Raw genomic sequence first — 23,959 nt, 5'->3', positions numbered from 1 at the left:
GCCATCGGCGGCGCCGCGCCCCGCTTCCGCCAGGACCGGGCCCGCCCCGCCGCTAAAGCGGATTCCGAACGGCCTTGCGCGCCGTTCCCCGACCAACACCAGCCCGAACTGCCGACACGCCAACCATGACAGCCTGGACCGAACACCTCGCCCACCTGGGCGCCACCCTGGGTGAGCACGCCGTGACTTTCGCCGAACCGGCAACCGAAGCGCACGCTGCCAGCACAGCCACCATCGCCGTGCCGCTGCTGCATCTGGGCCTGATCCGCTCGACCGGCCCGGATTCCGCGGCCTTCCTGCACAACCTGGTCTCCAACGAAGTCAACAAGCTGGAGCCCGATGCCGCGGTCTGGAACAGTTTCAATTCGCCCAAAGGGCGGATGATCGCCAGCTTCCTGATGTGGCCCGAAGCCGAAGGCCACGCCCTGGCACTGTCGGCCGACATCCTGCCCGCCGTCCTGAAGAAGCTGTCGATGTACGTGCTGCGCAGCAAGGTCAAGCTCGCCAACGCCGGCGCCGAGCTGGCGCTGGTCGGCCTCGCCGGCCCCGCTGCCGCGACCATCCTGCAGGCGGCCGGTATCCCCCTGCCGGCGGCCGACATGAAGCAGGCGGTCGATGAGGCCGGCGTGCGCTGCATCCGCCTCGGCGCGCAATGCTTCATCATCGCAGCGCCGGCCGATGGCGCCGGCCCCTTGTTCGACGCCCTGCTCGCCGCGGGCGCGATCAAGGCCGGCACCGCCGCCTGGCAGCTGGTCATGGTCCGCGCCGGGCTGCCGCTGATCACCGCGCCGACGCAGGAGGAATTCGTCGCCCAGATGCTCAACTACGAGCTCATCGGCGGAGTCAGCTTCAACAAGGGCTGCTACCCGGGGCAGGAAATCGTCGCCCGCACCCAGTACCTGGGCAAGCTCAAGAAGCGCATGTACCGCGTGGCGATCGCCGCCGGCATCGACGCAGCGCCGGGGATGGATCTCTACGCCCCCGATTTCGGCGAACAGTCCGCCGGCAAGCTGGTGAATGTGGCGCCCTCCCCCGACGGCGGCCTCGAAGCCCTCGCCGTCCTTCAGAGCAGCAGCACCGAAGCCGGCGAGATCCATCTCGGCGCCCCCGCCGGCCCGGCGCTACAGCTGCTGGCGCTGCCCTACGCCCTGTCCTGAGGGGGTGTAGCCGAGCCGATGTGCCTGATCGTCTTCGCCTGGCGCGCCCACCCCGACTATCCGCTGGTGGTCGCGGCCAATCGCGACGAGTACTTCGAGCGCCCGGCGGCGCCGGCACACTGGTGGACCGACGCCCCCGAGCTGCTCGCCGGGCGCGACCTCGAAGCCGGCGGGACGTGGATGGGGCTGACGCGCAGCGGCCGCTTCGCCGCCCTGACCAACTACCGCGACCCCAGCCGCCGCGTCAGCGGCGCGCCTTCGCGCGGCGCCCTGGTGCGCCAGGCGCTGGAAGACGGCCGCGACGCGGCGGCGAGCCTGCATGCCTTCGCCGCCGAGCGCGCCCGCTACGCCGCCTTCAATCTGCTGCTGAGCGACGGCCGGACCCTGGGCGTGCTCGAAAGCACCACCGGCGCGGTGCATCTCCTCGAGCCCGGGGTGTACGGCCTGTCCAACCACCTCGTCGACAGCCCCTGGCCGAAGCTGGTGAAGGCGCGCGCCGGCCTCGCCCAGCGGCTCGGCGCCTTCACCCCGGCCGCCGCCGAGCCACGTCCCATCGCCGAAGAGGCGCTGTTCGACGCGCTGCTCGCGCTGCTGCGCGACCCCACGCCCGCGCCCGACCCCCATCTGCCCGACACCGGCATCAGCCTCGAATGGGAGCGCTGGCTCTCTCCCGCCTTCATCCGCGCGCCGGGCTACGGCACGCGCTGCAGCAGCGTGGTGCTGTTCGGCAGCGACGGCCGGGTCCGCTTGCGCGAGTGGAGCTGGGACACCCACGGCGAGTTGCGCAGTGAAGTGACGCACGGCTTCACTCGCTGATCTCCACCACCGTGCCGGCCGCGACCAGCTCGAACAGCTCGATGAGGTCGCGGTTGCGCATGCGCACACAGCCGTGCGAGCGCGGCTCGCCCATCGGCTGGTCGTCGCCGGTGCCGTGGATGTAGATGTAGCGCCGCATCGAATCGACCGTGCCGCCGCGGTTGCGTCCCGGCTCCTCGCCGCACAGCCAGAGGATGCGGCTGAGAATCCAGTCGCGCCCCGGATGGCGCGCGGCGAAGGCCGGCGTCCACACCTCGCCGGTCCTGCGCCGGCCGCGGAACACCGCCCCCGCTGGCGCACCGGCGCCGATCCGGGCGCGGATGCGGTGGCGGCCGCGCGGCGTGCATTCGCTGCCCATCGCCTCCCCCGCCCCCTTCGCTGCAGTCGACACCGGGTAGCGGCGGATGCAGGCGCCATCGTCGCCGTACAGCGACAGGCACTGCGCGCCGATCTCGATCCGGATGTGCATGCCGCCCTCCTTCAGGCCGCCCGGCGCGCGCGCCGGGCCGGCGCGGCAGGCAGCGAACGCAGTGGGTGCAGGGGCCGCAACACCTTAGGCCACCAGCGTGCGGCCACGGCGGGCGGCGAAGAAGCCTGACAGCAGGCGTGCGCATTCGTCGGCGAGCAGCCCGCCCTCGATACGGGCATGGTGGTTCAGGCGCGCCTCGGCGAACAGGTCGAGCACGCTGCCGGCGACCCCGGTCTTGGGATCGCGGGCGCCGAACACCACGCGGGCGAGGCGCGCGTGCATGATCGCGCCGCTGCACATCGCGCACGGTTCCAGCGTCACGTACAGCGTGGCGCCGGGCAGGCGGTAGTTGCCCAGGCGCGCGCCGGCATCCCGCAGCGCCATCACTTCGGCGTGGGCAGTGGGGTCGTGGCGGCCGATTGGCTGATTGAAGCCGCGCCCGACGATCTCGCCGTCGAGCACCACCACCGCACCCACCGGCACTTCGTCGCAGGCCCCGGCCTGGCGCGCCTGCTCCAGAGCGGCACGCATGTAGTCTTCGTCGTTCATCGCAAGCTCTTGTCCGTGGGCAACCCGCCGCGCCGCACGCAGCCGGCGGCAGGCGAAATCGATAGGCCGGATTCTAACGGAGCAGCCCGCGCCGGGTGCCGGCCACGGTGACGCTGCGCTGCGGCACGTCGTCCACCATCGCCGAGCGCGCCCCCACGCGCGCTCAATCCGTCTCCAGCAGGTGGCGGCGCAGAGCGGCCGCGGCCCGTTGCAGCGCCTCGCCGGCTTCGGGAAACAGCTTGCCGAGGGTGATGAAGCCGTGCACCATGCCCGCCGTTTCGACGAAGTCCACTGCCCCTCCCTCGGCATTCACCCGCGCGGCGAACGCCGCGCAGTCGTCGATCAGGGGATCGAACTCGGCCCCGATCAGCAGCATCGGCGGCAGCCCGGCGAGCGAAGACGCCCGCATCGGCGATGCCCGCCAATCCTCGCTGTTGCCTTGCGGCAGATAGCGCTCGAAGAACCAGCGCAGGCTTTCACGATCGAGGAAGAAGCCCTCGGCATAGCGCGCGCGCGACGCGCGTGCGCTGACGATCTCGGTGCTCGGGTAGATCAGCAGCAGGAAGCGCGGCTGCAACCCGCCGGCCTCGCGCCGGGCAAGCGCGGTGACGATGGCGAGGTTGCCCCCCGCACTGTCGCCGCCAAGCGCGATGCGCGCGGCGTCGAGGCCGAGCGTTTCGGCATGCCCGGCGACCCAGTCGAAGGCGAGGCGCGCATCATCGACCGCCGCCGGGAAGGGGTGCTCGGGGGCGAGCCGATAGTCCACCGACAGCACCGCACAGGCCGCGGCATTGGCCAGTTCCCGGCACAGCACGTCGTAGCTCGGCACGTCACCGACACACCATCCTCCACCATGGAAGTAGACCAGCACCGGCAGGCGCTCGGCCGGGGGGCTCGAGCGCGGCCGGTACAGGCGGGCGAGCAAGACGCTGCCGTCGGGGCGGCGGATCGGCACCTCGACCGTCGACGCCACCGCGGGGGCGTCCGCGCGGAAAGCGAACTGCAGCTTCTCGAAGGAGCGCCGGGCCTGGGCCACGGACAGTTCATGGAAACGCGGGGCACCGACACGGTAGACCATGTCGAGGAGAGATCGGGCTGCGGGAGTGAGCGGCATCGGATACGGAGCGGAACAGGGATCGGACGCCGGATTCTAGCCGCTGGGCCGGCCTTCCGGAGCAAGGCGGCGCAGTTCGGAGATCGACGCCGGTTTTGGCATCAATCTGTACCCACGGTGACAAGTGGTAAGCGGCCGCTGCGCCCCGAACCGTTTCCACTACACTGGTGTCGGATCCACGACGCATGCATCGAACCACTCGGGAGAACCGACATGACGATATCTCGCGTGAAAACCCGCTCGAAACTTTTCACCGCGCTCGCGCTGGCCCTGACCGGCGCCTTACTGGCGACGCCGGCTGCGGCGGAAAAACCCGACTGGGCCGGCGATGGCAAGCCCGAACGCAAGCAGGCGGCCCCCGCCGAGCGCGGCAAGGCGGAGAGCCCGAACCGCAGGCAGGCGCAGCGCGATGAAGCCGGAAGGCGCGACACGCGGCGCGATGATGCGCGCAGCGAAAGCCGCGGCAGCGAGCGCCGGGAAGACCGCGACCGCGCACGCCGCGGCGATCACGACGAGCGCCGCACGTCTGTTCACGTCAACACCTATTTCACCGACCACCACCGGGAGGCGGTGCGCACCTACTACACCGACCGCTTCCACGCCGGGCGCTGCCCGCCCGGGCTGGCGAAGAAACGCAACGGCTGCATGCCGCCCGGTCTGGCCAAGCAGTGGCACATCGGCCGTCCGCTGCCGCGCGACGTGGTGTATTACGACCCGCCCTACGACATCATGATCCGGCTCGGGGCGCCGCCCGAGGGACACCGCTTCGTGCGCGTGGCGGCCGACATCCTGCTGATCGCGGTCGGCACCGGCATGGTGGTCGACGCCCTCGAGGATCTGAACCGGATGTAGGCTCTGCGCCCGAACCGCCGCGGTGCGCGCTACAGCGGACGCAAGGGCCAGAACAGCGGGATCAGCACGCTGGCTGTCGCCCAGACGATCAGGTTGAGCGGCACGCCGAGGCGCGCGAAGTCGGAAAAGCGGTAATTGCCCGCGCTGTAGACAAGGGTATTGGTCTGGTAGCCGATCGGCGTGGCGAAACTGGCGCTGGCGGCGAACATCACCCCGACCACGAAAGGCCGCGGATCCACGCCCAGCTGCTGGGCGACGCCGATCACCACCGGGGTAAGCAGCACGGCAACCGCATTGTTGCTGATGAACTCGGTGGCGATCGAAGTCATCAGGATCACCATCGACAGCATCAACCAGGGCGAAAGGCCTTCGCCGGCCACGACCAGGCCGTCGGCGAGCATCGTCGCCAGCCCCGAGTCGCGCATCGCGATGCTCACCGCAAGCATGCCGAAGATGACTACCACGACCGGCCACTCGATCGCCTTGTAGGCCTCGTCGGCACGGATGCAGCCGCTCACCAGGACCGCGGCGGCACCGATGATCGCCAGGCCCTCGATCGGCATCACGTTCAACGCCGCCAGCGTCATCACGCCGACGATGGTCGCGAGTGCGATTGGTGCCTTGGCGCTGCGGGTGGCGCTGAGCTTGCCTTCGGTGATGGCGAACAGGTCGCCGTTGTCGCAGAAGCGCTTGATCTGTGCCGGCGTGCCTTCGACCAGCAGTACGTCGCCGAACTGCAGCTGGAAATCGTCGCTGACCTCCGCGATCGACGCATTCTTGCGATGCACCGCGATCAGGTGGATGCCGTAGCGCACAGCCAGGTCGAGGTCGCGGATCGGCCGCTGCACGTAGCGCGAGCTCTGGCCCACGAGCGCCTCGACGATCACCACGTCGCGCCGGCGCAGGGTTTCCAGGTCGTGCGGATCGGCCGCCAGCGGCGCTTGCAGGCGCAGGCCGACGAGATCGGTGCTGCGCAGATCGACCATCGCGCTGCTGCGGGTATGAACGACGAGACGATCGCCGACCTGCAGCTGGGTATCCGCGGAGGGCGTGGAAAATTCATCGTCGCCGCGGAACAGCTTGAGCACCTTGATCACGCCGTTCGACAGGCGCGCCTCCTTCAGTGTCCGCCCGGCGAGACGGGAGTGTTGCGGGACGAACAGTTCGGTCATGAACAGGCGCTCACCGCTGCCCGAGAACTGCTGACTGAGCGTCTCCCTGACCGGCAGCAGACGCTGCGCGAAAACGAACATGAACACGCAGCCAAGCACTGCCATGACGATCGCCGGGGCGGAAATCTCGAACATCGTGAATGGCGCCAGCCCCATGTCACGGGCGACCCCATCGACCAGGATGTTGGTCGAGGTGCCGACCATGGTGACCACCCCGCCGAGGATCGTGGCATAGGACAGCGGGATCAGAAGGCGCGAAGGGGCGACAGCAAAGCGTCCGGCGATGGCGATCACCGCCGGAATCATGACCATCACCACCGGCGTGTTGTTGATGAACGGCGAGACTGCGACGCCCACCAGCAACATCGCAAGCAGCAGACGGCGCTCGCTCTGTCCGGCGAGGTTGCCGATCCATTCGCCGAGCCGATCCACGCAGCCGGTACGACCGAGCGCACCGCTGATGATGAACAGGCAGACGATGGTGATCGGCGCACTGTTGCCGAACACGCTCAGCACCTTCGCCGGTGTCAGCACGCCGAGGGCGAGCAGCAGCGCCACCGCACCGATCACGGCGACGTCCGGCTTGACCCATTCGCGCACGAAGCTGAGGAACAGTCCGACCAATACAAGTCCGACGATCAGTGCGGAAGCGCTTTCGGGAAGAGGCATGGTCGGACAGTACAGGGTGAAATCAGGATGAGCGGCACACTAGCGCACTCTTGAAAGACCTCAAAAGAATATAAGGTTATCTCTTTATTCAAAAACAACGGTTTCTCTTCCCTTCTTTCCCGTGTCTCCCGATCGCCCCGCACCGAAACCCGGATACGGGCGAAAATGCCCATGACGACGGCGCGCCGCCAGCGCGCCCGCCTCGAATCGCAAACCAGAACGGAGCGGATGATGAAGCATTACGACTACATCGCCATCGGCGGTGGCAGTGGCGGCGTGGCAACGGCACGCCGTGCGGCCGAATACGGCGCACGGGTGCTGCTGGTCGAAGGCGCGCGCCTCGGCGGCACCTGCGTCAATGTGGGCTGCGTCCCGAAAAAACTCATGTGGTACGCATCGGGTATCGCCCAGGCGATGCGCGATGCGCCCGGCTACGGCTTCAGTGCGGCCGCCAGCACCGTCGACTGGGCCAGCCTGAAGGCGCGCCGCGACGCCTACATCAGCCGCCTCAACGGCATCTACGCCGGAATGCTGGACAAGGCCGGGGTCGACACGGTGCACGGTTTCGCCCGCTTCGTCGAACCGCATGCCATCGAAGTCGACGGGCGGCGGTTCACCGCCCGGCACATCGTCATCGCCACCGGCGGAACGCCGGTGATCCCCGATATTCCAGGCGCGGAACTGGGCATCGACTCCGATGGTTTCTTCGCCCTCGGCCATCAGCCGCGGCGCGTGGCGGTGGTGGGTGCAGGCTACATCGCGGTGGAACTGGCCGGCGTGCTCAACGGCCTCGGCAGCGAAGTCACCATGCTGGTGCGCGGCCCTCAACTGCTGCGCAATTTCGACGCCATGGTGCGCACCGAACTGCGGGCGCAAATGGAGGAAGACGGGGTCGTGCTACGCTTCGGCACCAAGGTGCGCGCACTCTCCCGCGAGGCTGGCGGTGCGTTGACGATCGAATGCGACGATGGCAGCACCCTGGAAGTCGATGCCCTGATCTGGGCCACCGGGCGCCGCGCCAACACCGACGGCCTGAACCTGGCGACCGCCGGGGTCCATGCCGAAGCCGGCGGCGTGATCGCCACCGATGATTTTCAGAACACCGCGGTCGAGGGAATCTACGCCATCGGCGACATCACCGGCCGCGCCGAGCTCACGCCGGTAGCGATCGCCGCCGGGCGCAAGCTCGCCGCCCGCCTGTTCCGTGGCCAGGCCGACAGCCGCCTCGACTACGACGACATCCCGACCGTGGTCTTCAGCCACCCGCCGATCGGCACCGTGGGCCTGACCGAGGACCAAGCCCGCAGCCGCTTCGACCGCGTCGAGGTGTTCTCCACCCGCTTTACCGCGATGGCCCACGCGCTCACCGAACATCGCCCGAAAACGGCAATGAAGCTGGTCTGCACCGGCCCCGAGCAGCGCGTCGTCGGCCTCCACGTCATCGGCGACGGCGCCGACGAAATGCTGCAGGGCTTTGCCGTAGCGCTCAAGATGGGCGCCACCAAGGCCGACTTCGACAACACCGTCGCCATTCACCCCACCAGCGCGGAAGAGTTGGTCACGCTGCGCGGATGATCGAACTACCCGGACCTGCAGGAGCAACGTCGATGCCCATGACCTACGAGCAATATCTGGACGAAGTCACCACGCTGATCTACGAGCGCTACGAGCAAAGCGAAAAGGCGGCCATCAAGCTGGTGATGGCCGCCCAGGCGGACGACTTTTTCAGCGCGCACGACGATGATCCGTCGATATGCACGCTGGAGCGCGCGCAGGCCGACGCGCGCGCAGTGTTCCGCAACTACGGGAAGGCTTAGCCGCCCGAGCAGCCGCAGCCCTGGCCGCTCGTGCCGCCACTGCAGCTTCCGGCCGCGGCGGCCGCGGCGGGCGCCCCTGCCGTCGCCGGGGCGCCGAGCTGGATGGTGAAGTCGATGACGATGTTGCCCGGCTCGCGCGCAACATAGCTGATCCCGACCTGGTTGCCATAGCGCTGCTGGATCTGGCCGAGCAGCGGCAGCGGGTCGTGGTCGTTGACGAAACGCATCACTTCGCCGTCATCGAGCGACTCGAGCGCGCCGAAAATGGCCGCATGGCGGAAACGCTTGGCAACGCCGCGCGCATCAAAGGGGTGGACATCGTTCTGGGACATGGCGAATTCTTCCATCGGGTAGGGAACCGGACTTGACATGCGGCCGGACTCGCAGCGAGGGGAATGCTAATCCAGGCGCGGCCAAAGACGCCTTGAGGAAAAACAAGAAACCCGGGAGCGGCCCGACCGCCCGCACCGAACGCCTGTGATATTGTTGTCATCGAGGAGCAGGGGAAATGCAGCCAGGCCGAATGCGCCCAGCCGGGTTCGCGGACACATCAAGGATGTTCCTCCTGCAATCTTCGGGCGACCCCTTTGTGCGCGAGTGGAGAACAATTCATGGCCAGCAAGCAAGAGCAGTTCAACGAACTTCAGCGAAAAAATCTCGAAACCGCAATGCGTCTGGCGCAACTGTCGATCGAAAACTCCCAGCGCATCATGGAAATCCAGGTGACGATGGCGAAAAGCCTGTTTGAGGAAGGGGTCGAGAACGCGAAGGCGCTGTCGTCCGCCAACGACCCGAAAGGCATCATGGACCTGCGCGCCCACTACGCGCAAAGCACCACCGAAAAGATGCTTTCCTGCGCGCGGGAAATCGCCGAAATCACCGCCCGCACGCAGAGTGAATTCGGCAAGCTGGTGGGCGAGCAGCTGAGCACCGGCTCCCAGGACATGTTCGAGGCGATGCAGAAGATGTTCAAGGGCATGCCGATTGCCGACCAGAATGCGCTGAGCGCGCTCCAGAATGCGATGGACACCACCCGCGCCGCGTTCGAGCAGATCACCCGGGCATCGACCGAAGCGTTCCGCAGCGGTGCGGCGCAAGGGAGCAAAGGCCGCAAGTAAGGGCCGCACACGCCAGGAGCGCCGCCCTGCACGAGGCAGGGCACACCGGACGGCGCCGTCAGGCGCCGCTCGGTTCGGCCCCCCAACGGCTCGATCCGGGCAGCATCGCAGGCGTGCCCGGTCCGCCCTGCGCTCGAGCCGACACGCCTGAGCGCGACTCAGCGGCGCTGCTCGATTTCGTCCCAGACATCCTCGATCCGCATCTTGTCGGCCTCGTCGCCGTCGCCCACAGGCAGCGCGCCAACCGTGCCGGCATCGACGATGCCTTCCCAGCGCGCGGCGGCCGAATCGTCGCTGTCACGGGCATCGACCCAGCGCCCCCCGGCGGGCGTTTCCTCCCGCTTCCAGAACGGCGCCCGCGTTTTCAGGTAGTCCATGATGAATTCGCAGGCGGCGAAGGCGTCCCCCCGGTGGGCACTCGCCACACCGACGAAGACGATACGGTCGGCCGGCTCGAGGTGGCCGTAGCGATGGATCACGCGCACCCCGAGCAGCGACCAGCGCTGGCGTGCGGCGCTGACGATGTCCTCGAGCGCGCGCTCGGTCATCCCCGGATAGTGCTCCAGCGTCATCGCCGATACACCGCTGCCGTCGTTGGCGTCACGCACCAGGCCGACGAAGCTCGCCACCGCACCGATGTCGCGGCGGGCCGCGCCGAGGCGTTCGATCTCGGCGCCGACATCGAAATCGGCTTCCTGAACGCTCACTTCATTGCCCACGTCCATGCTTCAGCCCCCGGTTACCGGCGGGAAAAACGCCACCTCGTCGCCTGCCGCCAGCGGCGCATCGGCCCCCACCATGCGCTGGTTGACCGCCGCGCGCACATTGCGTCCCGCCGCCAGGGCCTGCCAGGCCTCGCCGCGGGCGGCGAGGTGGGCGCGCAGCGCACCGACCGAGCCCACGCCTTCTGGTAGGGCGAACTCCTCGCCCGACTGCCCGACGGCTTCGCGCAGGCTGGCGAAATACAGGATCTTCACGTTCGTCGTCATGTTTGTCTCTCGGTGGCAGGCATCGGCCCGCCTTGATCGGTTTCAGTGCAGCAACTCGCCATAGGGCAGGAAGCGCACCGGCTCGCCGCGCGTGATCACGCTGCCGGCCGGGATATCGACCAGCCCGGTCGCCCACACGGTGGAGTTGAGCGCCGCCGAGCCCTGATTGGCGAAGATTTCCACCGCACCCCGGGCATTGATCCGCGCACGCAGGAATTCGCGCCGGCGATCCGGCTTCGGCCAGTCGAAATCGGCGTGCAGCGTCAGTGCCACCAGGTCGGTCTCGCCCACCCCCTGGGTGGCGAGCAGGAACGGGCGCACCAGCATCACGAAGGTGACGAAGCTCGACACCGGGTTGCCCGGCAGGCCGATGAAGGCCGCCCCATGCACGCGACCATAGGCGAGCGGCTTGCCCGGCTTCATCGCGATCTTCCACATGTCGAGGCTGCCCTCGGCCTCGACCGCGGGCTTGACGTGGTCTTCCTCGCCGACCGAGACTCCGCCGCTGGTGAGGATCAGGTCGTGGCCCTCGGCCGCCCGGCGCAACACGTCGCGCGTGGCGTCGAGGCGGTCGGGGACGATGCCGAAGTCTTCGACCTCGCAGCCGAGCGCGGCAAGCAGGCCACGCAGCATGAAACGGTTCGAGTTGTAGATGCCGCCCGGCGGCAGCGGCTCGCCCGGCATCACCAGCTCGGAGCCGGTAGAGAACATCGCTACCTTCACCCGCCGATACACCGGCAGCTGCGCCAGCCCTACCGAAGCGGCCAGTGCCACCGCCTGCGGGCTCAGGCGCAGGCCCGCGGGCAGCAGCTCGTCACCGGCGGCGATGTCCTCGCCCATGCGGCGCACCGCCTCGCCCAGGCGGGGCACGGCGTTGATCACGACGTGCTCGCCATCGTGCTCGCACAGCTCCTGCATCACCACCGTATCCGCCCCCGGCGGCAGCGGCGCGCCGGTGAAGATGCGCGCGGCGGTGCCCGGCGCCAGCTCATGGCCGACGCTGCCGGCCGGAATGCGCTGGCTCACCGCCAGCCGGGTGCCGGCGGCGGGGACGTCGGCAGCGCGCAGGGCGTAGCCGTCCATGCCCGAATTGTCCATCGGCGGCTGGTTGATCGCGGAGCGCTGGGTCACCGCCAGCACCCGGCCGGCAGCGAACAAGGTGTCGACCGTTTCGATCTCGCGCACCGGGCGAACGAAACCGAGCAGCCGGCTGCGGGCGTCATCGAAGGAGAGCATGTTGCCGTTCATTGGTTTTTCAGATGATCAAGGATGAAATCGGCCACCGCGGCCGCATCGTCCAGCGCCAGGCACGGCAGCGGGCAGTCGATGCCGGCATTGGTGGCGACCGCCACCACGTGCGGGTTTTCCGGCCACAGCGGCGGCTTGCCGTGCTCAGGGCGGTGGATCTCGATCTTGGGCACGGCGGCGGCCTTGTAACCTTCGATCAGGACCAGGTCGCAGGGTTCGAGCAGGCGCAGCTGCTCGTCGAGGGTCGGCTCCGGGTCGCCGCGCAGCTCATGCATCAGCACCCAGCGGTCGCTGGACAGCATCAGCACCTGGGTGGCACCGGCGGCGCGATGGCGCCAGGAGTCCTTGCCCGGCTTGTCGAGGTCGAAGCCATGGTGGGCATGCTTGATCACCGACACGCGCAGGCCGCGGGCGGTGAATTCGGGAATCAGCTTTTCCACCAGCGTGGTCTTGCCGGAGCCGGACCAGCCGGCGAAACCAAAGACTTTCATCGAAATGCCGCACGCAGGATCGGGTTGAGCGATCCGAGAGGATACAACAGAGCGCGCTCAGCCGCCCTGCTTCGGCGCCGGCAGTGCCTCGAGAAAGGCCACCGCCTCGGCTTCGACGCGGGTCCGCCGCATCGGCGGCAGGCTGCGCCAAACCACCTTGCCGTAGGACTTGTCGATCATCCGCGGATCGCAGATGCACAGCACGCCGCGGTCGCGCTCGCTGCGGATCAGGCGTCCGGCGCCCTGCTTCATGCTGATCACGGTGCGCGGCAGCTGATGATGGATGAACGGGCTCAGCCCTTGCTTCTGCATGTGCTCGACCCGCGCCGCCAGCACCGGGTCGTCGGGCGGAGCGAACGGCAGCTTGTCGATGACCACCAGCGACAGCGCATCGCCCGGCACGTCCACCCCTTCCCAGAAGCTCTGGCTCGCCACCAGCACGGCATTGCCGAGGCGGCGGAAGCGCTCGAGCAGCTCGGTGCGCGAGCCTTCGCCCTGCAGCAGCACCGGCAGCGCGTCACCGCCGGCCTGCAGACCGGCGAGGATCAACTCGTGGATGCGGCGCATCGCGCGCAGCGAGGTGCACAGCACGAAGGCCCGGCCGCGGGCGGCACGGATCAGGGGCAGCGCGATCCGGGCGACGTGCTCGGTGTAGTCGGGAGAGTTCGGGTCCGGCATGCCGCCAGGCGCGTACAGCAGCGCCTGCTCGGCGTAGTCGAAGGGGCTGCCCCAGACCATCGTCAGCGGCGGCGGCTCCAGCCAGGCAAGACCGAGCTCGCGGCAGTAGTGGCCGAACTCCTTGCCCACGGCGAGCGTCGCCGAAGTGAAGATCCAGGCCCGGGGATGGCCTTCGAGCTGGCGCTTGAACACTTCCGAGACGTGCAGCGGGGTGGCGTTGAGGGCGAGCGACTGGGAGAACACTTCGACCCAGCGGATCAGCGCCTTTTCCGCCGGATCGCGCCAGCGCGCCAGACGCTCGCCCAGCTCGGCGCTGCGCCGCAGGCAGTTGGCCAGGCCCTCGGAACGTTCGGCCTGGGTCTCGAGCACGGCATGGAACGCCGCCAGCGCCCGCTCCAGCGCCTCGAGCTGGGCGGCGAAGCCGTCCTTTTCCGCCGCCTGCGCCGCCGCCAGCCGCACCGGCTCGCTGCCGAACACCAGGCGCAGGTCGCGCGCGGCCTTCTCCAGCGTGCGCGACTCGTCGATCATCGCCACGCAGTCGCGCGCCGCGGCCACCGTCTCCGAGCGGGTGTCGCGCGCCAGCTCCAGCACCTGGGCGGTGGAGGTGCTGTCGCCGAAGAACAGGCTGGCGGTTTCGGGCAGCTGGTGGGCCTCGTCGAAGATCACCGCGTTGCATGCCGGCAGCAGCTCACCCATGCCTTCGTCGCGCAGCATCACGTCGGCGAAGAACAGGTGATGATTGACCACCACCACGTCGGCCTCCATCGCGTTGCGCCGTGCCTGCAGCACGAAGCAGTCCTTGACCTGCGGGCAGTCCTGGCCGAGGCAGTTGTCGCGCGTGGAGGTGGCGGCGATCCAGGCCGCGGAGTCCTCGCGCACGTCGCTGCATTCGGCCTTGTCGCCGGACTGGGTGATCTGGGCGAAGCGGCCGATGGCGCGCAGATCGGCGGCGTCCTGGGCACTGAGGAAGCGGCCGTCGCGGGCGTTGCGCTCAAGGTGGTAGGAGCAGACGTAGTTCGCCCTGCCCTTGAGCAGCGCGATCGACACCGGCACTTTCAGCGCCGCACGCACGGTCGGCAGGTCGCGGTTGTAGAGCTGGTCCTGCAAGGTCTTGGTGCCGGTGGAGAGGATCACCTTGCCGCCGGCGAGCAGCGCCGGCACCAGATAGGCGAAGGTCTTGCCGGTGCCGGTGCCGGCCTCGGCGACGAGGACGCGGTTGTCGCGCAGGGCCTCGGCGATCTTCCGCGCCATCTCGATCTGCTGCGGCCGGGCGCGAAAGCCGGGGATGGCCGCGGCGAGGGGGCCGTCGGGGGCGAAGATCGAGGAAGGGTCGGACATCGGAGCGGGCCGCGAAGACAACGGGGAAAACGGGGATTCTACGCCGGCGAACGCCCTCCGGGGACGCCGCAAATTATTCCATAGGCATCCAAAGGGGAGATTGTGGCCGGCCTCATTCGGTCCGGTGCGGCTCGGCAAGGTAGTCGCGCGTGCGCATCTCGATCAGGCGGCTGACGGTGCGGACGAACTCGTGGGCGTTGTGGCCTTCGGTGTACAACTCGTAGGCCGGAGCGTCGGCGCTCATGATCAGCTTGACGCGGTGGTCGTAGAGGACGTCGATCAGCCAGGTGAAGCGGCGCGCTTCCGAGGCGTTGCCGGCGAGCATCTTCGGCACCCTGGAGAGGATCAAGGTGTGGTGTTCGCGGGCGATTTCGAGGTAGTCGTTCTGCGATCGCGCGCCCTTGCACAGGGTGTCGAAGTCGAACCAGATCACGCCCGGCGCCTGGCGCAGCACCGGCAGTTGGCGCTCGAGCACGACGATCGCACCGCCCTCGCCAGCGCTGCCGGCCAGGCGCAGGAAGTCGTCCTCCAGCTTGCGTTCGGCCGCGGCATCGTGAGGCACGAGGTAGATTTCCAGCGCTTCCAGGGTGCGCAGGCGGTAATCGGTGCCGTGATCGACCTCGAACACGTCGAAGCGCTGCTTGATGAACTCGATCGTCGGCAGAAAGTTCACCCGCATCAGGCCGTTGGGGTAGAGACCGTCCGGCGGGTAATTGGACGTCATGACGAAGATCACCCCGCGGGCGAACAAGGCTTCGAGCAGCCGACCGAGGATCATCGCATCGGCGATGTCGGAAACGTGGAACTCGTCGAAGCACAGCAGCCGGGTGGCGGCGGCAATGCGATCGGCCACCTTCTGCAACGGGTCGGGCTCGTGGTTGTGCTGGCGCAGGTCGTTCTGCACTTCCTGCATGAAGGCATGGAAATGCACCCGGCGCTTGCGCTGGTACGGCACCGCATCGTAGAAGCAGTCCATCAGGAAGCTCTTGCCGCGGCCGACGCCGCCCCAGAAATACACGCTGCGCGGCAGCGCCGGGCGGGCGAACATCTTGCGCAGCGTGCCGCGGCGCGCCGCCTTGAAGCCGACGAGCTCGGTATACAGCTTCTGCAGCCGGGTCGCGGCTGCCCGTTGCGCCGGGTCAGCGGTGTAGCCGCGGGTCTGGAGCTCGGCCTCGTAGGCATCGAGCATGCCGTGCTCGGCCACGTTGAGAATACGGTGGGGCATGGTGGACAGTTCTTGAATACCTGGGTTGGCACTTCGGTGCGCACGCGCGGCGCAATGCGGCCGGCCGCGAAGTGCGCCCGATGCCGGCTACGTCAGAGAAACAGAATTCGGCAAGCCGTCACGGCGGCGGAAGCAAAAAAGGGGGCGAGCGGCGAGGAGGCCCTCGCACTCACCCCCTTTCACTTCACGCCACGCTCAGAAATGCAGCGGGCGCTTGTCGCAGGCGAGCGCGGCCTCGTGCACCACTTCCGACAAGGTCGGGTGGGCATGGCAGATGCGCGCCAGGTCTTCCGCGCAGCCGGCGAATTCCATCGCTACCACCGCTTCGGAGATCAGCTCCGAGGCGTTGGCGCCGATGATGTGCACGCCGAGGATGCGGTCGGTGCTGGCATCGGCCAGCATCTTGACGAAGCCGGTCGGATCGCCCGTGCCCAGCGCACGGCCGTTGGCCATGAACGGGATCTTGCCGACGCGGTAGGCGACGCCTTCAGCCTTGAGCTGCTGCTCGCTCTTGCCGACCCAGGCGATTTCCGGCGCAGTGTAGATCACCCCCGGCACCAGCTCGAGGTTGCAGTGCCCGGCCTGGCCGGCGATCAGCTCGGCGACCATCACCCCCTCTTCCATCGCCTTGTGCGCCAGCATCGGCCCGCGCACGACGTCGCCGACCGCATAGACGTTGGGCAAGTTGGTCCGGCAGTGGCCATCGACGGCGATCTGGCCGCGCTCGTTGACCCCGAGCCCGACCGCGGCGGCGTTCAGGCCGTCGGTATTGGGCACGCGCCCGACCGAGACGATCAGGCGGTCGCATTCGAAGGTGGCCGGGTTGCCGTCCTTGTCGGTGTAGGCGAGGGAGACGCCCTTCTTGCCGACCTTGGCCTCACCGATCTTGACGCCGGTCTGGATGTTCAGGCCCTGCTTGGTGAACACCTTGAGCGCTTCCTTGGCGACGTCCACATCGGCGAAAGGCATGAATTCGGGCAGCGCTTCGAGGACCGTCACCTCCGCGCCGAGGCGGCGCCACACCGAGCCCATCTCGAGCCCGATCACGCCGGCACCGATCACCCCCAACCGCTTCGGCACCGCATCGAAATCGAGCGCACCGACGTTGTCGCAGACGGTCTTGTTGTCGACCGCGATGCCGGGCAGATGGCGCGGGCGGGAACCGGTGGCGACGATGACGTGGCGGGCCTCGACCGTTTCGTTGCCGACGCGGACGGTGTAGCCGCCGGGGCCGGCGCTCTCGAAGCTGCCGTGGCCGGCGAGGAAGGCGACCTTGTTCTTCTTGAACAGGCCCTTGATGCCCTGGGTCAGCTGATCGACGACCTTGTCCTTGCGCGCGATCATCGTCGGCACGTCGATGCCGACCTTGCCACCGAGCTTGATGCCCTGGCCTTCGAAGGAATGCTCGGCTTCCTCGAACAGGTGCGAAGTGTGCAGCAGCGCTTTGGAAGGGATGCAACCCACGTTGAGGCAGGTGCCGCCCAGGCGCGGCTCGCCTTTGGGGTCGGCATAGGGGTTGGATTCCGCGCACGCGGTCTTGAAGCCGAGCTGCGCGGCACGGATTGCAGCGACGTAACCGCCGGGGCCGCCGCCGATGACGAGTACGTCGAATTGCTTGTCAGCCATTGTTCACTCCGGAAAAAGGGACAACGCGGATGTGCCGCGGGCCGAAGTCCGCGGCACATCCGCGCGGCATCACGGTCAGACGTCGAGGATCAGGCGGGCCGGATCTTCCAGCGCTTCCTTCATCGTCACCAGGCCGAGCACCGCCTCGCGCCCGTCGATGATGCGGTGGTCGTAGGACATCGCCAGGTAGTTGATCGGGCGGATGACGATCTGGCCGTTCTCGACCACCGGCCGGTCCTTGGTGGCGTGGATGCCGAGGATCGCCGACTGCGGCGGGTTGATGATCGGCGTCGACAGCATCGAGCCGAACACGCCGCCATTGGAGATCGAGAAGGTGCCGCCGGACAGTTCCTCCAGCGACAGCTTGCCGGCCTTGGCCTTCTCGCCGAACTCGGCGATCTTCTTCTCGATGTCGGCGATCGACATCTGATCGGCGTCGCGCAGGATCGGCACCACCAGGCCGCGCGGCGAGCCGACGGCGATGCCGATGTCGATGTAGCCGTGGTAGACGATGTCGTTGCCATCGACCGAGGCGTTGAGAATGGGGAACTTCTTCAGCGCGGCCACCGCGGCCTTGACGAAGAAGCCCATGAAGCCCAGGCGCACGCCGTGGGCCTTCTCGAACTTGTCGCCGTACTGCTTGCGCAGCGCCATCACCGGGGCCATGTTCACCTCGTTGAAGGTGGTCAGGATGGCGTTCTCGTTCTTCGACTGCAGCAGGCGCTCGGCGATGCGCGCGCGCAGGCGGGTCATTGGCACGCGCTCTTCCGGGCGCTCGCCGGCAGCGATCGCCACCGCCGGAGCGGCGGCGGCTGCGGTCCTGGGCTGGGCGGCGACGGCGTCTTCCTTGGTGACGCGCCCGCCACGGCCGGTACCGGTGACGTCGGCGGCAGCGATGCCCTTCTCGTCGAGGATCTTGCGCGCCGCCGGGCTGGCGGCGGCAGCGCCACCGGCGGCGGGCGCGGCCGGCGGCGGTGTCACCGCCTGGACCGGGGCGGCAGCGCCGGCGGCGGCCCTGGCTTCGGTGTCGATCTGGGCAATCAGCTCGCCCGAACTCACGGTGTCGCCATCCTGCTTGATGATCTTCACCAGCACGCCATCGGCCGGTGCCGGCGTCTCGAGCACGACCTTGTCGGTCTCGATGTCGATCAGGTTCTCGTCACGCGAGACGGCATCGCCTTCCTTCTTGTGCCAGGAAACCAGCGTGGCTTCGGACACGGATTCGGACAGCTGCGGTACTTTGACTTCGATCAGCATGGTTTTCTCTCCCGGAATGTCTTCTTAGTTGGGGGACTGCGGCGTCGTGTCCTGGATCGGACCGAAAGCGTTCTCGAGCACGGCTTTTTGCTGCTGGTTGTGCTTGGCGTAGTAGCCGACCGCCGGCGAAGCTGCGGCCGGGCGGCTGACAAGCAGCAGGCGGCGCTTGGTGCCGAGCACATTGACCAGGTGCTGGCGCGAGGCAAGCCAGTACCAGGCGCCCTGGTTGCGGGGCTCTTCCTGGCACCACACGATTTCCCTGGCGTTCGGGAACTGCTCGATCGCCGCCGCGAACGCCTTCGCCGGGAAGGGATAGAGCTGCTCGATGCGGACCAGCGCGGTGTCCTTGATGTTGTGCTCGCGGCGATGGGCGAGCAGCTCGTAATAGAGCTTGCCCTGGCACAGCACGACGCGCTTGACCTTCTTCGGGTCGAGCGCTTCGACTTCCGGGATCACGGTCTGGAAACGGCCGTTGGCGAGCTCGTCGATCGATGAAATCGCTTCCTTGTGGCGCAGCAGCGACTTCGGCGTGATGATGATCAACGGCTTGCGCACCTTGCGGACCATCTGCCGGCGCAGCAGGTGGAAGATCTGCGCCGGCGTGGTCGGCACGCAGATCTGCCAGTTGTTCTCCGCGGCATTGTTCATGTAACGCTCGAGGCGGGCGGAGGAGTGCTCCGGGCCCTGGCCTTCATAGCCATGCGGCAGCATCAGCGTCAGCCCGCACAGGCGGCCCCACTTGGCCTCGCCCGAGCAGATGAACTGGTCGAGCACCACCTGGGCGCCATTGACGAAGTCACCGAACTGCGCTTCCCACACCACCAGTTCGTTGGGCTCGGTCGTGGCGTAGCCGTATTCGAAGGCGAGCACGCCTTCTTCCGAGAGCACCGAGTCGTAGCACTGGAATCGCGCCTGGCCGTCCTGGATGTGCTCCAGCGGCTTGTAGATGCCCTCGTCCCAGCGTTCGCGCTTCTGGTCGTGGAGCACGGCGTGGCGATGGAAGAAGGTGCCGCGGCCGACGTCCTCGCCGGAGATGCGCACGCCATAGCCCTGGGCGACCAGGCTGGCATAGGCGAGGTTCTCGCCCATGCCCCAGTCCAGCGGAACGTCCCCGCGGCCCATCGCGGCGCGGTCGTCGACGATCTTCCTGACCCGCGAATGGAGCGAGAAGCCCTCGGGCAGGGTGGTCAGGCGCTCGGCCAGGCGCTTGACTTCCTGCACCGGGATCGCGGTCTCGGCGGCATCGGTGTAGGGCTGCTTGAGGTGGGACGACCAGTCGACGGCGAACTGGCGGTTGTGCCCGGACAGCACCGGGTTGTAGAGCAGTTCGCCCTTGTCGAGGTGCTCGCGGTATTCGGCGATCATCTTCGCCGGCTCGTCCGCCTGCAGCGAACCTTCGGCCACGAGACGATCGGCGTAGTGCTTGCGGGTGCCCGGATGCTTCTGGATGCTGCGGTACATCAGCGGCTGGGTCACCATCGGCTCGTCCTGCTCGTTGTGGCCGAGCTTGCGGAAACAGATGATGTCGATCACCACGTCCTTCTTGAACTCCTGGCGGAACTCGGTGGCGAGCGCGGTGATGAAGGCCACCGCCTCCGGGTCGTCGCCATTGACGTGGAAGATCGGCGCCTCGACCATCTTGAAGATGTCGGTGCAGTACAGCGAGGAGCGGTAGTCGCGCGGATCGGAAGTGGTGAACCCGATCTGGTTGTTGACCACGATGTGCACGGTGCCACCGGTGCCGTAGCCGCGGGTCTGGGAGAAGTTCAGCATCTCCTGGTTCACGCCCTGGCCGGCAACGGCGGAATCGCCGTGGATCAGCACCGGCAGCACCTGGCGCTTGTCGGCGTCGCCGCGGCGCAGCTGGCGCGCGTACACCGAGCCTTCGACCACCGGGTTGATGATCTCGAGGTGCGACGGGTTGAACGCCAGGGTCAGGTGCATCGGCCCGCCCGGGGTCATGACGTCGCTGGAGAACCCCATGTGGTACTTGACGTCGCCGGCGCTGAGGTCGGCTGCGGCCTTGCCCTCGAACTCGGAGAACAGCATCGACGGCGACTTGCCCAAGGTATTGACGAGCACGTTGAGGCGGCCGCGGTGGGCCATCCCGATCACGGTCTCGGCGACGCCGAGGCTGCCGGCGACGCGGATGATCTCGTCCATCGCGACGATGGTCGACTCGCCGCCTTCGAGCGAGAAGCGCTTCTGGCCGACGTACTTGGTGTGCAGGTAGCGCTCGAGGGTCTCGGCCGCGGTGGTGCGCTCGAGGATGCGCTGCTTCATCTCGAGCGAGAACTTCGGCGTCGCGCGCACGCTCTCGAGACGGCTCTGGATCCAGCGCTTCTGGGCGATGTCGGAGATGTACATGTACTCCGAACCGATCGAGCCGCAGTAGGTCTGGCGCAGGGCCTCGAGGATCTCGCGCAGGCTGGCGTGCTCGGTCGAGAAGCCGTGGAAGGAGCCGACGTTGAAGCTCTTCGACAGGTCGGCCTCGGTGAAGCCGTAATACGACGGCTCGAGCTCGGCGATCTGCGGGCGTTCGGTGCGCTTGAGCGGGTCGAGCTGCGCCCAGCGGGTGCCGAGGAAACGGTAGGCGTTGATCAGCTGCAGCACGGAAACCTGCTGCTTGTCCTCGCCTTCGGCGACCACGGTGCGCACCGGGCCGCGCCGGGCCATCTGCTCGAAGGCGGCGATGATCGGCCCGTGGGCGACGTCGCGCGCGCCTGCTCCGGCCTGGCTCTGCAGCCGGTCGAAGTAGGTGCGCCACTCTTCGGAAACCGAAGCGGGGTCGGCGAGGTAGTTTTCGTACTGCTCTTCGATGAACGGCGCATTGGCACCGAACAAGTGCGAAGTCTGCTCGAGTTGCTTCATCATGATGTGTGACACCTATGGTGTTCTAATTGCCCTGTACGGGTGACGGGGATCATTGCACTGCTGCCTTGCCGCCCTGCTCAATGGAAAAACGGGATGGCTGCGCATGAGCAACCACCCCGCTCCGGTCAGGACTGGCAAAGCCTCCCTCCCCTGCTCATCGTTTCTTACGAACGCTGATCGATCGACGGTACGTCACGGCGTGCTGCGCCGATGTAGAGCTGGCGCGGACGACCGATCTTGTACTCGGGATCGGTAATCATCTCTTCCCACTGGGTGATCCAGCCCACCGTGCGCGCGAGCGCGAAGATGCAGGTGAACATGGAGGTCGGGATGCCCAGCGCCTTCTGCACGATGCCCGAGTAGAAGTCGACGTTCGGGTAGAGCTTCTTCTCGACGAAGTACTCGTCCTCCAGCGCGATCTTCTCGAGTTCCTTGGCGAGCTTGAACAGGCGGTCGTCTTCCAGGCCCAGTTCGGTCAGCACATCATTGCAGACCTGGCCCATCAGCTTGGCGCGCGGGTCGAAGTTCTTGTACACGCGGTGGCCAAAGCCCATCAGCTTGAAGCTGTCGTTCTTGTCCTTGGCGCGCTTGATGTACTCGCCGACGCGGGAGACGTCGCCGATTTCCTCGAGCATGTTGAGGCAGGCCTCGTTCGCACCACCGTGCGCCGGACCCCACAGGCAGGCGATGCCGGCCGAGATGCAGGCGAAGGGGTTGGCACCCGACGAGCCGGCCAGGCGGACGGTCGAGGTCGAGGCGTTCTGCTCGTGGTCGGCATGCAGGGTGAAGATGACGTCGAGCGCGCGCACCAGCACCGGGTTCGGCTCGTACTTCTCGCACGGCGAACCGAACATCATGTGCATGAAGTTGGCGGTGTAACCGAGGTCGTTCCTCGGGTACATGAAGGGCTGGCCCATGTTGTACTTGTAGGCCATGGCGACGATCGTCGGCAGCTTCGCGATCAGGCGATTGATCGAGATGTTGCGGTGCTCGGCGTCGGAGAAGTCCATCGCGTCGTGGTAGAACGCCGACAGGGCACCCACCACGCCGACCATCACCGCCATCGGGTGCGCGTCGCGACGGAAGCCCGAATAGAACTTCGTGATCTGGTCGTGCAGCATCGTGTGGTTCTTGATGATGCCTTCGAACTCGGCCTTCTGCGTGGTATTGGGCAGTTCGCCATTCTTCAGCAGATAGGCGACTTCGAGGAAGTCGCATTTGCCGGCAAGCTGCTCGATCGGGTAGCCGCGGTACAGCAGTTCGCCCTTGTCGCCGTCGATGAAAGTGATCTGCGACTTGCAGCTCGCCGTCGACAGGAAGCCGGAATCATAGGTAAACAGACCGGTCTTGGCGCCCAGCGTGCGGATGTCGATGACATCGTTGCCATGGGTGCCGGTCATGACCGGGAATTCGACGGTCTTGCCATCGACGGTGAGGGTTGCCGTGCGTTCAGTGCTCATGGATCGTCCCTTCTACTTGCCGGTTTAACTACTTTTGATGTCTGGATGCAGCCTGCGCGCGTCAGCGCTCGCTCAGCAGGCCAAGCATCTCCCGCCAGCGCTCCTCCTCGCATGCCTTGCTGCCATTGACCATCGCCCAGATGTCGTAGTCGTCGCAGCGCAGCAGGTCGTCGAGGTCCGCCAGTTGATCGTCGCTCAGACGATCGAAATGCCGTTCGAGAAAGCGCGCGAACACCAGGTCGAGCTCGAGCAGAGCCCGACGACACTGCCAGCGCACGCGCCCCCGATTGATACTCATCTGATGCCCCCGCCTTATACCGCGCGCCGGACCATCATGTCCTTGATCTTGCCGATGGCGCGGGTCGGATTCAGACCCTTCGGGCACACATCGACACAGTTCATGATCGAATGGCAACGGAACAGACGGTACGGATCCTCGAGGTTGTCGAGGCGGGCATTGGTGTCCTGGTCGCGGGTGTCGGCGAGGAAACGGTAGGCGTTGAGCAGGCCGGCGGGGCCGACGAACTTGTCCGGGTTCCACCAGAACGACGGGCACGAGGTCGAGCAGCACGCGCACAGGATGCACTCGTAGAGGCCGTTGAGCTCCTCGCGCTCTTCCGGCGACTGCAGGCGCTCGCGCTCGGGCGCCGGATCGTCGTTCACCAGGTAGGGCTTGATCGAGTGGTACTGCTTGAAGAACTGGGTCATGTCCACGATCAGGTCGCGGATCACCGGCAGGCCGGGCAGCGGGCGCAGCGTGATCGGCTGCGGCAGGCTGTCGATGTCGGTCAGGCAGGCCAGGCCGTTCTTGCCGTTGATGTTCATCGCGTCCGAACCGCACACGCCTTCGCGGCAGGAACGGCGGAAGGACATCGAATCGTCCTTGGACTTCAGGCGCACCAGGGCGTCGAGCAGCTTCTTGTCGGAAGCCTCGAGCTCGACCGAGATGTCCTGCATATAAGGTTTGTCGTCCTTGTCCGGATCGTAGCGATAGATCTTGAAATGGACGGTACGCTTGCTCATCAGTATTTCTCCCGTGC

Annotated in this window: 23 protein-coding genes; 6 read left to right on the top strand and 17 right to left on the bottom strand. The window is 67.2% G+C overall.

Annotated elements, in window-relative coordinates; all coding sequences use genetic code 11:
* Window positions 1-125 precede the first annotated feature (125 nt).
* Together ygfZ and Tchl_RS11730 are read left to right on the top strand one after the other, a co-directional pair.
* A complete protein-coding gene (gene ygfZ, locus Tchl_RS11735) occupies window positions 126-1,157 on the top strand; it encodes a CAF17-like 4Fe-4S cluster assembly/insertion protein YgfZ (protein WP_075148585.1) in 1,032 nt (343 codons plus the stop codon).
* Between the two features lie 18 nt (window positions 1,158-1,175).
* Complete coding sequence (locus Tchl_RS11730) at window positions 1,176-1,973, top strand: NRDE family protein (protein WP_075148584.1); 798 nt, start codon at window positions 1,176-1,178, stop codon at window positions 1,971-1,973.
* On the opposite strand, the gene Tchl_RS11725 is transcribed toward Tchl_RS11730, so the two are convergent.
* From Tchl_RS11725 to Tchl_RS11715, 3 genes are all read right to left on the bottom strand, one after another.
* Complete coding sequence (locus Tchl_RS11725) at window positions 1,963-2,442, bottom strand: L,D-transpeptidase (protein WP_075148583.1); 480 nt, start codon at window positions 2,440-2,442, stop codon at window positions 1,963-1,965. The two genes, Tchl_RS11730 and Tchl_RS11725, sit on opposite strands and share 11 nt — an antisense overlap.
* Before the next feature lie 84 nt (window positions 2,443-2,526).
* Window positions 2,527-2,991, bottom strand: a complete 465-nt coding sequence (tadA, locus tag Tchl_RS11720; RefSeq protein ID WP_075148582.1) for a tRNA adenosine(34) deaminase TadA — start codon at window positions 2,989-2,991, stop codon at window positions 2,527-2,529.
* Window positions 2,992-3,154: 163 nt separating this feature from the next.
* Window positions 3,155-4,105, bottom strand: a complete 951-nt coding sequence (locus Tchl_RS11715; RefSeq protein ID WP_083945223.1) for an alpha/beta hydrolase — start codon at window positions 4,103-4,105, stop codon at window positions 3,155-3,157.
* 213 nt (window positions 4,106-4,318) lie between these two features.
* Here Tchl_RS11715 and Tchl_RS11710 point away from each other — a divergent pair, with 213 nt between their 5' ends.
* Window positions 4,319-4,957 (top strand): RcnB family protein, encoded by a 639-nt coding sequence (locus Tchl_RS11710; protein WP_075148581.1) that lies wholly within the window; start codon window positions 4,319-4,321, stop codon window positions 4,955-4,957.
* Between the two features lie 29 nt (window positions 4,958-4,986).
* Here Tchl_RS11710 and Tchl_RS11705 read toward each other — a convergent pair whose 3' ends face one another.
* Window positions 4,987-6,798, bottom strand: coding sequence for an SLC13 family permease (locus Tchl_RS11705; protein WP_075148580.1), 1,812 nt, complete (start codon window positions 6,796-6,798; stop codon window positions 4,987-4,989).
* Window positions 6,799-7,029: 231 nt separating this feature from the next.
* Here Tchl_RS11705 and gorA point away from each other — a divergent pair, with 231 nt between their 5' ends.
* Entirely contained in the window at window positions 7,030-8,373 is a 1,344-nt protein-coding gene (gorA, locus tag Tchl_RS11700; RefSeq protein ID WP_075148579.1) for a glutathione-disulfide reductase, read from the top strand.
* A 32-nt stretch (window positions 8,374-8,405) separates the two neighbouring features.
* The gene (locus tag Tchl_RS11695) at window positions 8,406-8,615 is read left to right on the top strand and encodes a hypothetical protein (protein ID WP_075148578.1); all 210 of its coding nucleotides are present in this window, start codon (window positions 8,406-8,408) and stop codon (window positions 8,613-8,615) included.
* Here Tchl_RS11695 and Tchl_RS11690 read toward each other — a convergent pair.
* Entirely contained in the window at window positions 8,612-8,947 is a 336-nt protein-coding gene (locus Tchl_RS11690; RefSeq protein ID WP_198158944.1) for a DUF2249 domain-containing protein, read from the bottom strand. The genes Tchl_RS11695 and Tchl_RS11690 overlap by 4 nt on opposite strands.
* Before the next feature lie 279 nt (window positions 8,948-9,226).
* On the opposite strand from Tchl_RS11690, the gene Tchl_RS11685 reads away from it, so the two are divergent.
* Window positions 9,227-9,733 carry a phasin family protein gene (locus tag Tchl_RS11685; protein ID WP_075148576.1) on the top strand — a complete coding sequence of 169 codons (507 nt, stop codon included), beginning with the start codon at window positions 9,227-9,229 and terminating at the stop codon, window positions 9,731-9,733.
* 158 nt (window positions 9,734-9,891) lie between these two features.
* Here the strand turns inward: Tchl_RS11685 and moaE are convergent, their stop codons facing one another.
* The 12 genes from moaE to Tchl_RS11625 all read right to left on the bottom strand — a co-directional run bounded on the left by moaE (window position 9,892) and on the right by Tchl_RS11625 (window position 23,942).
* Window positions 9,892-10,458 carry a molybdopterin synthase catalytic subunit MoaE gene (gene moaE / locus Tchl_RS11680; protein WP_075148575.1) on the bottom strand — a complete coding sequence of 189 codons (567 nt, stop codon included), beginning with the start codon at window positions 10,456-10,458 and terminating at the stop codon, window positions 9,892-9,894.
* A gap of 3 nt (window positions 10,459-10,461) precedes the next feature.
* Entirely contained in the window at window positions 10,462-10,722 is a 261-nt protein-coding gene (gene moaD / locus Tchl_RS11675) for a molybdopterin converting factor subunit 1 (protein WP_075148574.1), read from the bottom strand.
* Between the two features lie 42 nt (window positions 10,723-10,764).
* Window positions 10,765-11,970 carry a molybdopterin molybdotransferase MoeA gene (locus tag Tchl_RS11670; RefSeq protein ID WP_075148573.1) on the bottom strand — a complete coding sequence of 402 codons (1,206 nt, stop codon included), beginning with the start codon at window positions 11,968-11,970 and terminating at the stop codon, window positions 10,765-10,767.
* Window positions 11,967-12,461 (bottom strand): molybdopterin-guanine dinucleotide biosynthesis protein B, encoded by a 495-nt coding sequence (gene mobB, locus Tchl_RS11665; protein ID WP_075148572.1) that lies wholly within the window; start codon window positions 12,459-12,461, stop codon window positions 11,967-11,969. The genes Tchl_RS11670 and mobB overlap by 4 nt, the downstream gene beginning before the upstream one ends.
* Window positions 12,462-12,518: 57 nt before the next feature.
* Window positions 12,519-14,477, bottom strand: coding sequence for an ATP-dependent DNA helicase (locus tag Tchl_RS11660; protein ID WP_075148571.1), 1,959 nt, complete (start codon window positions 14,475-14,477; stop codon window positions 12,519-12,521).
* 112 nt (window positions 14,478-14,589) lie between these two features.
* Window positions 14,590-15,702 (bottom strand): cell division protein ZapE, encoded by a 1,113-nt coding sequence (zapE, locus tag Tchl_RS11655; RefSeq protein ID WP_075148570.1) that lies wholly within the window; start codon window positions 15,700-15,702, stop codon window positions 14,590-14,592.
* 195 nt (window positions 15,703-15,897) lie between these two features.
* Window positions 15,898-17,328, bottom strand: a complete 1,431-nt coding sequence (gene lpdA / locus Tchl_RS11650) for a dihydrolipoyl dehydrogenase (RefSeq protein ID WP_075148569.1) — start codon at window positions 17,326-17,328, stop codon at window positions 15,898-15,900.
* A gap of 75 nt (window positions 17,329-17,403) precedes the next feature.
* Complete coding sequence (gene odhB / locus Tchl_RS11645; protein ID WP_075148568.1) at window positions 17,404-18,585, bottom strand: 2-oxoglutarate dehydrogenase complex dihydrolipoyllysine-residue succinyltransferase; 1,182 nt, start codon at window positions 18,583-18,585, stop codon at window positions 17,404-17,406.
* A gap of 24 nt (window positions 18,586-18,609) precedes the next feature.
* Window positions 18,610-21,459, bottom strand: coding sequence for a 2-oxoglutarate dehydrogenase E1 component (locus Tchl_RS11640; RefSeq protein WP_075148567.1), 2,850 nt, complete (start codon window positions 21,457-21,459; stop codon window positions 18,610-18,612).
* Window positions 21,460-21,623: 164 nt separating this feature from the next.
* Window positions 21,624-22,919, bottom strand: coding sequence for a citrate synthase (gene gltA, locus Tchl_RS11635; protein ID WP_075148566.1), 1,296 nt, complete (start codon window positions 22,917-22,919; stop codon window positions 21,624-21,626).
* 61 nt (window positions 22,920-22,980) lie between these two features.
* Window positions 22,981-23,217: a succinate dehydrogenase assembly factor 2 gene (locus Tchl_RS11630; RefSeq protein WP_075148565.1), complete on the bottom strand. Its 237-nt coding sequence runs from the start codon at window positions 23,215-23,217 to the stop codon at window positions 22,981-22,983.
* Between the two features lie 14 nt (window positions 23,218-23,231).
* Window positions 23,232-23,942: a succinate dehydrogenase iron-sulfur subunit gene (locus Tchl_RS11625; protein ID WP_075148564.1), complete on the bottom strand. Its 711-nt coding sequence runs from the start codon at window positions 23,940-23,942 to the stop codon at window positions 23,232-23,234.
* Window positions 23,943-23,959 lie beyond the last annotated feature (17 nt).

It is taken from the genome of Thauera chlorobenzoica (genome assembly GCF_001922305.1).
Taxonomy (GTDB): domain Bacteria; phylum Pseudomonadota; class Gammaproteobacteria; order Burkholderiales; family Rhodocyclaceae; genus Thauera; species Thauera chlorobenzoica.
This window is presented reverse-complemented; position numbering and strand designations above follow the sequence as displayed.

Bases quoted from the DNA above. Each gene is read 5' to 3' on its own strand.
- ygfZ (WP_075148585.1), top strand. From the start codon at position 126: ATGACAGCCTGGACCGAACACCTCGCCCACCTGGGCGCCACCCTGGGT.
- Tchl_RS11695 (WP_075148578.1), top strand. From the start codon at position 8,406: ATGCCCATGACCTACGAGCAATATCTGGACGAAGTCACCACGCTGATC.
- moaE (WP_075148575.1), bottom strand. From the start codon at position 10,458: ATGGACGTGGGCAATGAAGTGAGCGTTCAGGAAGCCGATTTCGATGTC.
- Tchl_RS11640 (WP_075148567.1), bottom strand. From the start codon at position 21,459: ATGATGAAGCAACTCGAGCAGACTTCGCACTTGTTCGGTGCCAATGCG.
- mobB (WP_075148572.1), bottom strand. From the start codon at position 12,461: ATGAAAGTCTTTGGTTTCGCCGGCTGGTCCGGCTCCGGCAAGACCACG.
- gltA (WP_075148566.1), bottom strand. From the start codon at position 22,919: ATGAGCACTGAACGCACGGCAACCCTCACCGTCGATGGCAAGACCGTC.
- tadA (WP_075148582.1), bottom strand. From the start codon at position 2,991: ATGAACGACGAAGACTACATGCGTGCCGCTCTGGAGCAGGCGCGCCAG.
- Tchl_RS11660 (WP_075148571.1), bottom strand. From the start codon at position 14,477: ATGTCCGACCCTTCCTCGATCTTCGCCCCCGACGGCCCCCTCGCCGCG.
- Tchl_RS11625 (WP_075148564.1), bottom strand. From the start codon at position 23,942: ATGAGCAAGCGTACCGTCCATTTCAAGATCTATCGCTACGATCCGGAC.
- Tchl_RS11685 (WP_075148576.1), top strand. From the start codon at position 9,227: ATGGCCAGCAAGCAAGAGCAGTTCAACGAACTTCAGCGAAAAAATCTC.
- Tchl_RS11670 (WP_075148573.1), bottom strand. From the start codon at position 11,970: ATGAACGGCAACATGCTCTCCTTCGATGACGCCCGCAGCCGGCTGCTC.
- Tchl_RS11730 (WP_075148584.1), top strand. From the start codon at position 1,176: ATGTGCCTGATCGTCTTCGCCTGGCGCGCCCACCCCGACTATCCGCTG.
- Tchl_RS11630 (WP_075148565.1), bottom strand. From the start codon at position 23,217: ATGAGTATCAATCGGGGGCGCGTGCGCTGGCAGTGTCGTCGGGCTCTG.
- moaD (WP_075148574.1), bottom strand. From the start codon at position 10,722: ATGACGACGAACGTGAAGATCCTGTATTTCGCCAGCCTGCGCGAAGCC.
- Tchl_RS11725 (WP_075148583.1), bottom strand. From the start codon at position 2,442: ATGCACATCCGGATCGAGATCGGCGCGCAGTGCCTGTCGCTGTACGGC.
- Tchl_RS11715 (WP_083945223.1), bottom strand. From the start codon at position 4,105: ATGCCGCTCACTCCCGCAGCCCGATCTCTCCTCGACATGGTCTACCGT.
- odhB (WP_075148568.1), bottom strand. From the start codon at position 18,585: ATGCTGATCGAAGTCAAAGTACCGCAGCTGTCCGAATCCGTGTCCGAA.
- lpdA (WP_075148569.1), bottom strand. From the start codon at position 17,328: ATGGCTGACAAGCAATTCGACGTACTCGTCATCGGCGGCGGCCCCGGC.
- gorA (WP_075148579.1), top strand. From the start codon at position 7,030: ATGAAGCATTACGACTACATCGCCATCGGCGGTGGCAGTGGCGGCGTG.
- Tchl_RS11705 (WP_075148580.1), bottom strand. From the start codon at position 6,798: ATGCCTCTTCCCGAAAGCGCTTCCGCACTGATCGTCGGACTTGTATTG.
- Tchl_RS11710 (WP_075148581.1), top strand. From the start codon at position 4,319: ATGACGATATCTCGCGTGAAAACCCGCTCGAAACTTTTCACCGCGCTC.
- zapE (WP_075148570.1), bottom strand. From the start codon at position 15,702: ATGCCCCACCGTATTCTCAACGTGGCCGAGCACGGCATGCTCGATGCC.
- Tchl_RS11690 (WP_198158944.1), bottom strand. From the start codon at position 8,947: ATGTCCCAGAACGATGTCCACCCCTTTGATGCGCGCGGCGTTGCCAAG.